Source organism: Kosmotoga arenicorallina S304, assembly GCF_001636545.1.
Taxonomy (GTDB): Bacteria; Thermotogota; Thermotogae; order Petrotogales; family Kosmotogaceae; genus Kosmotoga_B; species Kosmotoga_B arenicorallina.
Genome location: NZ_JFHK01000005.1, coordinates 25,785 through 38,485, shown reverse-complemented (window position 1 = coordinate 38,485; position 12,701 = coordinate 25,785). Strand labels below are relative to the sequence as shown.

At 40.8% G+C, this 12,701-nt stretch carries 13 protein-coding genes; all 13 read right to left on the bottom strand.

From position 1 onward, the window contains the following. Positions 1-78: 78 nt before the first annotated feature. The 13 genes from AT15_RS04275 to AT15_RS04215 all read right to left on the bottom strand — a co-directional run bounded on the left by AT15_RS04275 (position 79) and on the right by AT15_RS04215 (position 12,681). Positions 79-957 carry a DMT family transporter gene (locus tag AT15_RS04275; protein ID WP_235598504.1) on the bottom strand — a complete coding sequence of 293 codons (879 nt, stop codon included), beginning with the start codon at positions 955-957 and terminating at the stop codon, positions 79-81. A 186-nt stretch (positions 958-1,143) separates the two neighbouring features. Beyond that, positions 1,144-2,223 carry a DUF4384 domain-containing protein gene (locus tag AT15_RS04270; RefSeq protein ID WP_068346712.1) on the bottom strand — a complete coding sequence of 360 codons (1,080 nt, stop codon included), beginning with the start codon at positions 2,221-2,223 and terminating at the stop codon, positions 1,144-1,146. Position 2,224: 1 nt separating this feature from the next. Beyond that, positions 2,225-3,169, bottom strand: a complete 945-nt coding sequence (locus AT15_RS04265) for an L-lactate dehydrogenase (protein ID WP_068346710.1) — start codon at positions 3,167-3,169, stop codon at positions 2,225-2,227. 12 nt (positions 3,170-3,181) lie between these two features. Further along, positions 3,182-4,222: a flavodoxin-dependent (E)-4-hydroxy-3-methylbut-2-enyl-diphosphate synthase gene (ispG, locus tag AT15_RS04260; RefSeq protein WP_068346708.1), complete on the bottom strand. Its 1,041-nt coding sequence runs from the start codon at positions 4,220-4,222 to the stop codon at positions 3,182-3,184. Between the two features lie 5 nt (positions 4,223-4,227). Continuing rightward, complete coding sequence (locus AT15_RS04255) at positions 4,228-5,745, bottom strand: M50 family metallopeptidase (RefSeq protein ID WP_068346706.1); 1,518 nt, start codon at positions 5,743-5,745, stop codon at positions 4,228-4,230. Then, positions 5,739-6,869: a 1-deoxy-D-xylulose-5-phosphate reductoisomerase gene (gene dxr, locus AT15_RS04250; protein ID WP_068346704.1), complete on the bottom strand. Its 1,131-nt coding sequence runs from the start codon at positions 6,867-6,869 to the stop codon at positions 5,739-5,741. Before dxr ends, AT15_RS04255 begins: the two co-directional genes overlap by 7 nt. Before the next feature lie 2 nt (positions 6,870-6,871). Further along, the gene (locus tag AT15_RS04245) at positions 6,872-7,564 is read right to left on the bottom strand and encodes a (Fe-S)-binding protein (protein WP_068346702.1); all 693 of its coding nucleotides are present in this window, start codon (positions 7,562-7,564) and stop codon (positions 6,872-6,874) included. Between the two features lie 10 nt (positions 7,565-7,574). Beyond that, positions 7,575-8,162 carry an electron transport complex subunit RsxA gene (gene rsxA, locus AT15_RS04240; protein ID WP_068346700.1) on the bottom strand — a complete coding sequence of 196 codons (588 nt, stop codon included), beginning with the start codon at positions 8,160-8,162 and terminating at the stop codon, positions 7,575-7,577. A 14-nt stretch (positions 8,163-8,176) separates the two neighbouring features. Next, entirely contained in the window at positions 8,177-8,794 is a 618-nt protein-coding gene (gene rsxE, locus AT15_RS04235; RefSeq protein WP_068346698.1) for an electron transport complex subunit RsxE, read from the bottom strand. Next, positions 8,794-9,510: an RnfABCDGE type electron transport complex subunit G gene (locus AT15_RS04230; protein ID WP_068346696.1), complete on the bottom strand. Its 717-nt coding sequence runs from the start codon at positions 9,508-9,510 to the stop codon at positions 8,794-8,796. The genes rsxE and AT15_RS04230 overlap by 1 nt, the downstream gene beginning before the upstream one ends. Then, positions 9,503-10,444: an RnfABCDGE type electron transport complex subunit D gene (locus tag AT15_RS04225; RefSeq protein WP_068346971.1), complete on the bottom strand. Its 942-nt coding sequence runs from the start codon at positions 10,442-10,444 to the stop codon at positions 9,503-9,505. The genes AT15_RS04230 and AT15_RS04225 overlap by 8 nt, the downstream gene beginning before the upstream one ends. Next, positions 10,444-11,769: an electron transport complex subunit RsxC gene (gene rsxC, locus AT15_RS04220; RefSeq protein ID WP_068346694.1), complete on the bottom strand. Its 1,326-nt coding sequence runs from the start codon at positions 11,767-11,769 to the stop codon at positions 10,444-10,446. The genes AT15_RS04225 and rsxC overlap by 1 nt, the downstream gene beginning before the upstream one ends. Before the next feature lie 30 nt (positions 11,770-11,799). Continuing rightward, positions 11,800-12,681: a radical SAM protein gene (locus AT15_RS04215; protein WP_068346691.1), complete on the bottom strand. Its 882-nt coding sequence runs from the start codon at positions 12,679-12,681 to the stop codon at positions 11,800-11,802. Positions 12,682-12,701: the final 20 nt, after the last annotated feature.

Below are 12,701 nucleotides of genomic sequence, written 5' to 3'. Positions count from 1 at the left end.
TAGCTGCGTAGCAGCCTTCGTGCCTTATCGTCATCCTATTGATTTCAATAGCTATTCTCGGTATCAGTAAATCTCGAATTATTGATTTTCGACAACACTTCCTTTGTTTCGCAATATCGATAAGCTTCCAGTGATTATACCAAGTATCATCAATACTAGCCCAAGCGATTCACGTGGCGATGCACCTTCTCCAAGGAAAATCATGGCAAATAACAAAGCGAAAGCCGGTTCTCCCACATAAACAAGAGAAGCCCCGACCGAACCAATGTGTTTCTGGTATCTCAGCTGGATTGCCACGGCCAAAATTGTCGCAAAGACAGCAGTGAAAGTTGCTGTAAATAAAGTTCCGGCATCAAAAATTACTTTTCCGGGAATGAAGGGAATTAAAGCACCATTGACTAATGTAACAATAAGCAACTGCGGTAAGAGCATCTGGAATTCATCAGCATTATCATTGGTGAAGACACTTATGTAAATAACATGAAGCGCAAAAAACACCGAGCACAAAATGGTCAAGAAGTCTCCAAATTCAATGCCACCTTTTGGCGATGTCAGTAAATACAGCCCGGTTATTGAAATAAGCAAAGCTACTATTTTCATGAAAGAAGGGAGTTTTTTTTCTATCAAAGGTGATAAAACCGCTACAAAACCAACGTACAAAGCCGTAATAAAAGCACTTTTTGAAGCTGTTGTGTGAACAAGACCCCATGTTTGAAATAGATATCCACCCGTCAAAAACAATCCAAGAATAACACCCTGGATGTTGAATATTGATTTGAAGGGATTTTTCCCTCTGAGTTTCTCATAAACGATAACAAAAAAAGAAGCAATGGCAAATCTAAGGGCATTATAAAAGACAGGTGAGAGCCCATCACCAAGGATAGCCTTTTGCATCGGGAAAGTAAGACCCCAGAAAAGTACTACAAGCATAAGCATAAAAGTCGCTCTGGTCTTCAAAATTCTACCCCCATCTTTTTGAAGAGATTTTATGCTAATTTTTTAACCACCACAATTCTAACTTTTTGTGTAGGTAAAAAGAGATAAACACCACATAAGTTAAATTTGTGTTATATCGCACAGATTTGACAAATTGCCATTTTTATGGTATAATATATCTTAGAGACGCAAAAAAGCGTCTCTTTTTTATTGAGCAAGAATCAGAACCAAACCTACAATTGCCAGAAGAACGCCAAAAACAGTAATTAGCGTGTAAATATCTTTTCGAATTTCCTCTTCTGATTTCTGGCTTAGAACAAAGCTAATAAACGAGGTTTCACCTTCAATTATTTCAACATCCTGTGAAGCGCTGTGGTATTTCCACTTGGAAATGGAAATATTATGGCTTCCAACTTCTGCAAAATCCTTTATTGGTGTTGTGCCAAAATATTCTCCGTCAATATACACTGAAGCGCCTGAGGGCTCTGAATAGACTTCAAGATAACCATAAGGGTATGTAGGGAATAAATTGAACTTAATTTCAAAATCACCAAATCCTACCATATGAGAATCCGGTCCCCAGGCAAGTCTTTTATCATTGAAGAGATAGAAGCTGTGTTGCCCAACCTCAAGTTCTTGCATCATGATTGGTGCCGTTCCAGCGTATAATCCATCAATATAAACTCTGGTATTTTCCCTGTCCGAAATGATGTTTGTTGTTGTTGTAACTGGTACATAGTTTGCATAGAAGTAGTAGCTTGCAACAGTCCAGTTTGAGTTAGTAAGAGAATTCATTATCAGGTTTTTCATCCCGGAAACATTGTTAATCAAATACGGAAATGCATCGGTGTGAAATCGAATTATCACCGGGTCAAGAAAATATAGCGGTTCTTCTGAAGCTATGAGCAAAAAGCTTTCCCTTCCAACGGTATTGTCCACTATTAAACGATATCCCAAAGAGCTATCTGTCGTCGGAAGGGTATACAGTTCATCGGCTTTGACAAAATTATTTGTATCATATTTATTGGGGAACAAAACCTGAACCTTTCCGTCTGGAAGAATATCCAGTAGAGTTACATATGCATCTTTGTTTACTCTAAAGCTTACAATCAACTCTTCCCCGGCGTAATAAGTGCTTCCCTTTGGTTTGTTGAATTCAAGTGAGGCATTCAAACTGTCTTCAGGAGGAATAAGAATTAAACCCGCAGGATCATATTGAACACCAACAAAACCAAAAATACTCACCAGAAAAAAGGAATAAAGAACAAGCAAAAGCGATTCCCTCATTTTATCCACCCCCAATTGAAATGGTATCTATAACACTTCTAATAGTTAGAGCAGATTTTTTAAGACCTTCCTGCTCTTCCAAAGAAAGATTCAAAGGTAAAACCCTTTCTAAACCATTTCTACCAATGACTGAAGGGACACTGAAGGGAACTTCTTTAATGCCCTCAAATTCTTCATGGATAGTTGAGACGGTTAATACAGAATGGGAATCATTGATAACTGCTTCTAATATTTTGGAAACTGCGAGACCTATGCCAAAATATGTTGAGCCTTTTTTCTTTATGATTTGATATGCGGCATTTTTTGTTTCTTCGTATATTTTTTTTAGAACGTCTTTTCCCTGACAATTGTTAACGCAATTATCGCAAAACTCCCCTAAAAGAACACCCCCAATATTCGCCGTTGACCAGCTGACAATTTCACTGTCTCCATGTTCTCCAATAACATAAGCATGTATACTTCTCGGATCGAGATGACAATGCCGAGATATATTTTGCCTGAGCCTTGCGGTATCTAAAGTGGTTCCTGAACCGATAACTCTATACTTCGGAAGTCCGGATTCTTTCCAGGCAACCCAGGTGAGGACATCAACGGGATTTGAAACGATCAGTAAAAGAGGTGCTTTTGAAAAGGAAAGTGTTTCCTGTACTATGTGCTTCATCAGTTTAGCATTATCGCCTATTAAATGAAGGCGTGATTCACCGGTTTTTTGAGTTCTACCCGCCGTAATAATTACTATATTTGAGCCTTCTGATAAAGGGTAACCTCCCCCATAAATTTTTACAGGCTTAACATAAGGATTGCCATGGCTCAAATCAATCGCGTGACCTTTAGCTAATTCCTCATTCACATCAACCAGCACAATTTCATCTGCCAAACCTTTTATCATTGCGGCAAAGGCTATCGATGTTCCAACATTGCCAGCGCCTATTATTGAAATCTTCATGCTATCACACCTTTAATTCTTTCTCAAATATTCCTTCACCAATTTCAAGAAATCTCTTTTAAGGATATCTTTTTTTACCCTTTTTACAATTTCTCCTTTTGTGAATATCACCGCTCCGGAAGCAGTTCCTGCTATACCTATGTCCGCGTCTTTGCCTTCTCCTATACCGTTTACGACGCAACCCATAACTGCCACAGTTAAATTTTTGTCAAGTCCCTCCAACCAATTTTCCACATCATATGCCAGTGATTCCACATCGATTTCGGTTCTCGCACAGGTAGGACATGCTATGACTTCAACTCCTTCTCTGAGATTTAGGGATTTCAATAATTTTTTTGCAATCCTGACTTCTGTTAAAGGATCACCAGCAATAGAAACCCTTATAGTATCGCCAATTCCCTCGAGAAGGAGTGTTCCGATGCCTACAGAAGATTTTACCACTGCAGTTTCAAAAATCCCCGCTTCTGTAACACCAATGTGCAATGGGTAGTCTACTTTGGATGATATGTATTTGTTTGCTTCAATTGTTTCAATTACCGATGACGATTTGGCAGAAATGACTATATCATAAAATCCCAGGGATTCAAGAATATGTGTTTCTTCAAGAGCACTTTCCGCAAGAGCTATTGCTTTAGTTTCATAGGCTTTGAAGCTCTCCTTAATCGAACCGGAATTTGCTCCAACTCTTATAGGAATTCCATAGTCTTTAGCGGCACTCACTATTTCCCTGACTTTCCATGATTGCCCTATATTTCCAGGGTTAATTCTAACCTTTGAAGCACCTTTTTCTATTGCGCCAATTGCAAGACGGTAATCATAATGAATATCCGCTATTAAAGGCACGGGGCTGCACTTAACAATAGCCGCGAAAGCATCAAGGCTCTCAAAATCAGGTATTGAAACCCGTACAAGGTCACAACCAGCTCTATAAAGGGCATTTATCTGCTCTAACGTTGCTTTTGTATCCCTTGTGTCGGTGTTTGTCATTGATTGTATTGCGATGGGATTCCCCCCGCCTATGCTTATCTTTCCAATTTTAACTATTCTGCTCATAACAACTACCCCAAAAAACGCCCAACATCTATAAAAGTTATATAAAGAAGCACACCAATTAATATAAAGAAGCCTATCGCATGGATGTAAGCTTCTATCTTTGGATCAATGCGCCTTCTAATAATCATTTCTACAAGAGCGAGAACCATTCTTCCTCCATCTAACGCGGGAAGTGGCAGAAGATTAACAACTCCAAGGTTGAGGGTTATAAGACCAACTAATAAAATCACCATTTTCATACCGGCTTTTGCAGCATCTCCTACCAGTTTGACTATACCAATTGGTCCGGTGAACTCGCTTAAAGAAGATTGCCCGGTAAATAAATTACTTATAATTCCAACCATGGTTCTTAGAAGTTCCATTGCCCATCTTACGCCCAGAGAAAAGGCTTCAAATACGTTTCCGGGATACCAAAAATCGAATCCCTGCTTGAAAGCATTGGGCTTTTCAAGAATAGATATAAATTCACTTTTGGTTATGTTCATTGTGATATTATTGCCCTTTCTCTGAATTTCAACTTCAAGGTTTTCAGGAAAACCTTTGAGTGCTTTGTCAAGTGTGTCACCTGTAAAATACAAGTACATAGTTGACGGATTCGCTGATATGCTTTGAACCAGATAAGAAAAATCAAGTCCGTCTTCTACTGAAAAATCATTTACCCGTACTATCCTGTCTCCAGCCCTGAAGTCGCCTATATCCGAATTAAACACAGGTTCAAAGGCAGCATAATAAATACCCAGTGCAAAATAAGGCTTGGATATAGAAAGATTTTTCAACACAGCGCGCACTTTATTTCCATTTTCAAAAGAGAATTCAATGATTTCTCCTACCTGAAACATTTGAGCTATTGTGCTATATCCATTGCTCACAGGAGCCCTATCTATATTAAGCAATCTATTCCCCGGGTTTCCGCTCGCATCTTCCAGCACAAACACAGCGCTTTCGGGTAGCAGTTGGGGCTTTACATTGAGTTCCACAAGATTACCGTTTCTGCTGATTGTAATTGTCAACTCTTCGCCGGCTTTTATTTTTCTTGAAAGCACAGAACTTTCAATGAGCACTTTTCCATTGACGGAAACTATTCTGTCACCACTTTGAACTCCAGCATAATAAGCGGGCGAATCAGGTTGAACCCTTTCAACTACAACTTCCGGAAAGCCCCAAATGGCACCGGCTATTGCGAAGATGATAAATCCTGTCAATATAGAAAACAAAGGCCCTGAAAAGGCAATAAGAAAGCGCTGCCAGGAAGGTTTGGTGTTAAAAAGTCTTTCTTTGGGTACTTTCTTGATGTCTTCTTCAAGAGTTCCAAGATCTTCACCGGCCATTCTCACGTATCCACCAAAGGGAATTAGCTTTATACTAAGAGTGGTTTCTTTTCCTTTTATTGAGAAAAGCTTTGGACCAAAGCCTATAGCAAATTCCAGCACTTTAACGCGGAAGAGTTTGGCGAATAAATAATGTCCGAGTTCATGTGCAACTACAATTCCAGTAAATATAACTATAAAGTAAAGAGCTACCACAGTTTTGCGACCTCCTTTTTTGCAAGTTCTCTAGAATATCTGTCTATTTCAATGATTTCGTCAAAATCTCGAGGCTCTCCTTCTGGTATAAGCTCGACAACTCTTTTGATCAGCTTGAAAATTCCTCCAAAATTGATCGCCCCTCTTTCAAAATATTTGACTGCAATTTCGTCAGCGGCGTTGTATGCAATTTGCTTTGAAGGTATGCCCACAATTTCTCTCGCTAATTCAAGGGCGGGGTATCTTTTATAATCCACTTTTTCCAGAGAAAGGGACATCTCCGTAATGTCCATGTAGTCAGCCTGGTATTTCCTTGCTGGATAGCTGAGAGCATAGGCAATAGGAATTTTCATATCTGGCTTTCCCAGATGCATTTTTATCACTCCATCTTTATATATAACTCCCCCATGAATAAAACTGTTTCTGCAAATGTATGTCAAAATGTTTTTCTCTTCATAGTCAAAAAGGTAATGAGCTTCTATAACTTCAAGACCCTTGTTAACCATTGTGGCACTGTCGATTGTTATACGGTTTCCCATTGACCAGGTTGGATGTTTAAGAACTTCTTCCAACAAGGCATTCTCAATTTTTACCAACGGATAGTCTCTCAAAGCTCCACCGGAAGCTGTGATAAATATCTTTTCAGGCCTTTCTTCTTCGCCGTGCATTAATTGAAATATCCCGCTGTGTTCACTATCTACCGGGATTATTTCTACACCTTTTTCAGCGGCTCTTTTTACGAGAAGCTTTCCACCACATACCAAAGACTCTTTGTTTGCTAGGCAAAGGCGTTTTGAAACTTCCAGTGCTTTTAGGCTATATCTCAATCCGACAGCACCAGAAGCGCTATTAACCACCACATCAGGATTGGCAGCTTCAAGCATCTCTTTGATTCCTTCAACGCCAGAGAAAAATGTTATTTCCGGAAAGTCCCTTTTCAACTCTCCTGTGTCTCGAATTGCGGCTGCGTATTCAGGTTTGTAGTCTAATAACTGATCTTTGAAGAGAGAAAAGTTGTGGCCACAAGAAAGGGCCACAACTTTGTGATCTCTCATTTTTTTAATAACCTCAAGGGTTTGCTTGCCTATTGAACCTGTTGAACCGACAATTGCCAGCCTTTTCAATGTTAACCACCAAGTTTCTCTTTGATCTTCTTTGGATCTCCAGCTGTTTCCTCGAGTATTTTCTTTATTTCATCGGAGGACATCTTTTTGATCTTTGCCACTTTTTCTGGAACATTCTGACGCGCTCCGGGAACACATTTTTCTGGTTTTTCTTCATTTGAAGCTAATTTCAAAGCAAATGCGGCACATCCGGGATGTCCACATAGTCCGCAGTCTATATTTGGTAAGACTCCATATATAAGAGTGGCCAACTCGCTGCCTTTCAACATGTCTTTGTATTTTGCTGCTTCTTCAGGGCTTGGGCGCATCGGTTTCTTCGGAGCAGCCTTCGGAGTAGCACCAGAAGCAGAGAGGAGGTTTTGAAGGGCTTTTTCAGTATCCCCACCGCTTTCTTCCCAAATTGTTATAATTTTTTCTTCTGGTGTTTTAGTTATTGCTTCGAGTTTTGCAGGTACTCCGGAACGCTTACCGGGAATACAGCTTTCCTTTGAGACCTTTCCCTCAATATAGGCTTTTGCAAAACCAGAACACCCAGGAAATCCACAAGCACCACAATTTATTCCTGGGAGAGCGGCTTCAGCCAGTTTAATTCGCGGATCTTCCTTTACAGCAAATTTTGATGCGGCAAAAGCAAGGAACAATCCGGAAGCAAGGCCCAATATACCCAAAATAACAGTCGAATATATGATTATCACAATTTTCACCTCACAGTTTCACTAGTCCCTGAAATCCCATAAAAGCCATAGACAAAAGACCTGCTGAAACCAATGCACTTGCTGTGCCTTTGAAGGATTCCGGGACTTCATATAATTCCATTTTCTCTCTTATCGTAGAGAAAATCACTAGAGCAAGCCCGAATCCCAACCCGGCGCCAAGGGCGTGAACAATTGTTTCAACAAGGCTATATTCCTGTTGCACGTTCAGTAAAGCCAGGCCAAGAATGGCACAATTCGTGGTTATCAAAGGAAGGTATATCCCGAGCGCATCATATAAACCCGGGCTGGTTTTTTTAAGGACAATCTCAACGAACTGAACGAGAACGGCTATTATAAGTATGAACACGATAGTCGTTAAAAAAGGCAGACCCATTGCTACCAGCAATAAATTCAACAGCCAGGTGATTATTGAGGCCATAACCATAACAAAAATAACCGCCAGGCTCATACCTACAGCAGTGTCTACTTTTTTGGAAACGCCGAGAAAAGGACATATGCCAAGGAATCGTGAAAGCACAAAATTATTTACCAGCAGTGCTGAAAGGAATATGAAAAAAAGTCTCGCACCAACAGACATTTATATCTCACCCCTCACTTTGCGGCTTTAGCCTTAGCCGCTTTTGCTTTCTTAATACCTATAAAGTTGAACATGCCGGCAAGCACTCCAAGGGCTATATATGCTCCTGGCGGGAGAATCATTGCAAACATCTTTACATCGGAAAAATGGAATCCAAAGATGCTTCCATTTCCAAGGAACTCTCTGACGCTTCCCAAGAGAACAAGGGAGCCTGTAAAGCCAAGGCCCATTCCAAGACCATCGAGGAAAGATGCTCCCACACTATTTTTGGAAGCGAAGGACTCAGCGCGACCCAGTATGATACAGTTAACAACAATAAGCGGAATGAAAAGCCCCAGTGTTTTCCAGAGTTCATAAGTAAAACCGTGCATTAATAAATCCACTATGGTTACAAAAGAGGCAATAATAACGATATATGCAGGTATTCTAATTTTTTCGGGAATAAATTTTCTTATAAGCGACACTACAACATTTGACATGACAAGCACGCTTGTTGTAGCAAGGCCCATTCCAAGGCCATTTCCTGCGCTCGTGGTGGTTGCAAGTGTTGGACACATGCCAAGGACCTGAGCAAAAATAGGGTTTTGTGCTATAAAACCGTTTGTAAAGGTCTTGACTTTACTGGCGGCCATTATTTAACACCTGCCTTTTTCAAAAACTCATACATGGTGTTTATAGAATTGACAACTGCGCGCGGTGTGATAGTTGCGCCTGTCATTACATCACTCGTCTGCACCACTCCATTGGTATCTCTCGCCTGCTGATATTCGTCAGGTGGGACAATAATGCCAGCATCTTTATTGACTTTAATCCCTTTTTCCAACCCTTCCGAAGATATGGGGTAAAAACGTTTTTGAATGTCATCACGGGCAATATTTGCGCCAAGTCCCGGAGTTTCCTGCGAATACTCCATGACTTTTATCGCATTTAACTTCAATCCCTGAGGTGTGGAGAGAAAAGCCGCAACACTGACTACATTTCCACCATAACCAACTGCCTGACCTGTTAGGACATAAATCTTTGCTCCATCCTTGGTTTCGAAGATGTAGCCTGGCGATTGTACCTTCCCTTTCCAGGTAGTCGAGGAAAACATGATGCCTTCTTCAGATGGCATGGGAGTCCATTCATATTTGGCCAGGGTTGTTCTATCCTTGGGGATTTCATTTTCTGGAATAAGTAATTTTCCCGTGGTTGAGTCTGTTAAAACAAAGCGTATGGCGTCGATTTTAGCGGCCAATTCAGCTTTTTCAATGGGCTCTTTAACAAGGCTATATACCAATGCCAAACCCAGACCTGCTATGATCGTAATTATCATCAATACAAATCCCATCTTAAAATATTCACGCATTGGCTTTCACCTCTCCAAACCTTCTGGGCCTTGTTGCCATATCGATAAGTGGCACGAAGGAATTCATAATCAAAATGGAGAAAGAAACACCTTCAGGATATCCGCCAAAGTACCTTATGACCATTGTTATCAACCCACAACCTGTTCCGAAGATGAGTTGCCCAAGGGGTGACATAGGACTGGTGACCATATCAGTGGCCATGAAGAGTGCTCCAAGCATGAGACCGCCACCAAGAATATGGTAGAGAGGGCTTCCATAGCTTGAATTTATCGCATAAAAAATCCAGGAAATCAATGCAACGCTTCCAACGTAGCTAAGAGGTATAAACAGCTTAATACGACCTCTTAATACTAAATAAGCAAATCCGATTAACAACAGTAATGCACTGACTTCTCCCAGAGATCCCGGGATTACACCAAAGAACATCTCCTTTAAAGGTGGCAGAGAAGCGCCGCCTTCTTTTAGTATTGCCATAGGCGTTGCGGTGGTTTCAAGATCAAAGGGTTTGAACCATGTAGTCATCTGAACCGGAAACGACATTAAAAGAAAAACTCTTCCTATAAGAGCAGGATTCCAGAAGTTTTTTCCAAGGCCTCCAAATACGTGTTTGGCAATGCCGATAGCAACAATGGCACCAATTACTGCCTGCCACCAGCTTACAGCAAGAGAGAGGTTGAGTGCAAGCAGCAAACCGGTTACCGAAGCGCTGAAATCGGGCTTGAAGTCCTTCTTCTCTCTGAGCACTCTCATTATGAAGAACTCAATCAATTCTGCTGATACCATAGAAACAACGATCAACAAAAGAGCCTGCATTCCAAAAAAAATCACAGCCGCAACTGATGCAGGAATAAGGGCTATCAAGACATCAAGCATCACTTTTCTGACATCATCTTTTGATCTCAAATGAGGAGCAGCAGCTACTGTCAACTTCATCATTTCTTCCCTCCTTTGAGGGTTCTGTAAACTTTTTTGGCAAGTTTGATGTTCTTTACAAGATCTATGTTAGCAGGGCAAGCATATGAACAGCTCCCACATTCAATACAATCCATAAGGCCATTTTCAACGGCTCTGTCATATAGCCTATTTGTTGCGTACAGGTTTAAAGAAAAAGGTTGTAAATTCATGGGGCATGCCATAAAACAACTACCACATCTGATGCAGGGGTAGACTTCTTTAGAAGGGGTGATTTCCTTTGGCATAACAGTGATTCCGGAAGTTCCTTTCACTATTGGGATATCAATGCGGGGAACAGCGATTCCCATCATTGGCCCTCCGAATATGACTCTGTCAACCTCATCTTCTTTAATACCGCCTGCCAATTTTATGAGTTCGCTTGCGAGAGTTCCTATTCGAGCTATAACGTTTACAGGTTCTCTGACAGCTTCTCCTGTAATGCTTACCGCTCTCTCCACAAGGGGTTTGCCTTCTTCGAGAGCTTCATAAACAGCGAAGGCGGTACCCACATTTTGAACCACTACCCCCACATCCATGGGTAATCCACCGGATGGAACAACGCGCTTTGTTATAGCGTAAATCAATTGCTTTTCAGCTCCCTGTGGATATTTGGTCTTTAATGACGCGATTTCTATTCCGGTGCCTTTGGAAGCTTTCTTCAATTCCGCAATTGCTTTTGGTTTGTTATTCTCAATGCCAATTATCGCTTTTTTTACACCAAGAGCTTTCATCAAGGCTTGTATTCCTCTAATCAATTTTTCTGATTTTTCCAGCATCAAGCGATAATCTACCGTAAGATACGGTTCGCATTCTGCACCATTGATTATGAGGAGGTCGATCTTCTTTTCTTTGGGTGGTGTTAATTTCACGCTTGTGGGGAACATGGCACCCCCAAGCCCTACAATACCTGCTTCTTTAATTCTTTCAATTATTTCCTGTGGTTCAAACTCTTCATAGGGTTTTTGAGGTTCTAATAATTGCCAGCTATCTTCGCCTCGACGTTCTATAATGATTGCGTTGTCAGGTTTGCCGAGAACGGGATGGTATACTTTTGAGATTTCTTTTACCACACCGGTAATCGGTGAGTGAATATTTGCAGAAATGAATCCCGCTGCTTCTCCAATCTTTTGCCCGGTCAACACCTTTTCGCCTACGTCAACTAATGGTTTTGCCGGAACGCCGGTGTGATTAGCCAGAAAAACATAAACCAATTCAGGCAAAGGGGCTTTTGTTAATTCACGGTGCTCCGAAAGCTCCTTCTTCTCTGGAGGGTGAACACCCCCTCTGAATGTTAAGAGTCTCACATTAAACCACCTCGCTGAAAAAATCTATTTCTACGCGAACACATTATAAATCTCTTTGCCGGGTCTTTCATTATAAAAAGGGCGAGTACAGCCCGGGCATCCAGAGGTTCTATATGCCTTTTCGAGATTTACAGAAGAAACATCTATTCCAAAATCAAGCAGTTTTCCTTCTTTATCATAATGAAATTTCTCATAACACTTCAGATCTTTTTTTAAAAGATATCTCGCGACTTGAACGGTTCGGTACTTCTTAATATCCGGTTGAGGAAGTTTTTCTAAAGCCGTTCCCTTTACGGGAGTAAAAGAAAAAAGCCCGACTTCAATATTTTGAGTATAGCATCGATGTATAAAGTCTATCACGTCTTTTTCTTTTTCACCCAAACCGATAATTACGTGAGTGGTTACTCTGCCTTCAAATTCCTTCGCCGCTTCAAACAACATCCCTAAATGTTTTTCGTAACTACCACCCCGGTACTTTTTGAAAAGCTCCGGCGAGATAACATCCACAGCTATACCTATTCTCTCTATACCTTTTGAAAAGTAAGCTCTGACTTCTTCCATATTTCGTGGCCTAACAGATAGAGATATCGGAATTTTAAATCTCGAGAGTTTTTCAATAAGCACAAGGGTTTCGTCTTTGGATTTTTTCCCGGAAACTGCTTGGATGCAGAATCGGGAGAAGGGTTTTTGGTTCTCCAGTATCTCCAGTACAGTTTTCAATTCATACTGAGGCCATACTATTCTTGACAGCTTTGAGACGTCCGCTCTGGATTCTCTTGCTTGCGCACAATAAAAGCAGTTGAATAAACAGCGGTTTCCGATCATGAGATATGCTGTTGGCATTGGAATAGTGAATTTGAATTTTTTTAATCCGAGTTTTGCAGCGGTACCGGCTGAGAGTCTTATATACAAAAAATCCCTCCACAAATATA

What these genes read in the sequence shown, in the direction of transcription:
- AT15_RS04265 (WP_068346710.1), bottom strand. Translation starts at nt 3,169, where the DNA reads ATGAAGATTTCAATAATAGGCGCTGGCAATGTTGGAACATCGATAGCC.
- rsxE (WP_068346698.1), bottom strand. Translation starts at nt 8,794, where the DNA reads ATGGCCGCCAGTAAAGTCAAGACCTTTACAAACGGTTTTATAGCACAA.
- rsxA (WP_068346700.1), bottom strand. Translation starts at nt 8,162, where the DNA reads ATGTCTGTTGGTGCGAGACTTTTTTTCATATTCCTTTCAGCACTGCTG.
- AT15_RS04225 (WP_068346971.1), bottom strand. Translation starts at nt 10,444, where the DNA reads ATGAAGTTGACAGTAGCTGCTGCTCCTCATTTGAGATCAAAAGATGAT.
- AT15_RS04230 (WP_068346696.1), bottom strand. Translation starts at nt 9,510, where the DNA reads ATGCGTGAATATTTTAAGATGGGATTTGTATTGATGATAATTACGATC.
- AT15_RS04270 (WP_068346712.1), bottom strand. Translation starts at nt 2,223, where the DNA reads ATGAGGGAATCGCTTTTGCTTGTTCTTTATTCCTTTTTTCTGGTGAGT.
- ispG (WP_068346708.1), bottom strand. Translation starts at nt 4,222, where the DNA reads ATGAGCAGAATAGTTAAAATTGGAAAGATAAGCATAGGCGGGGGGAAT.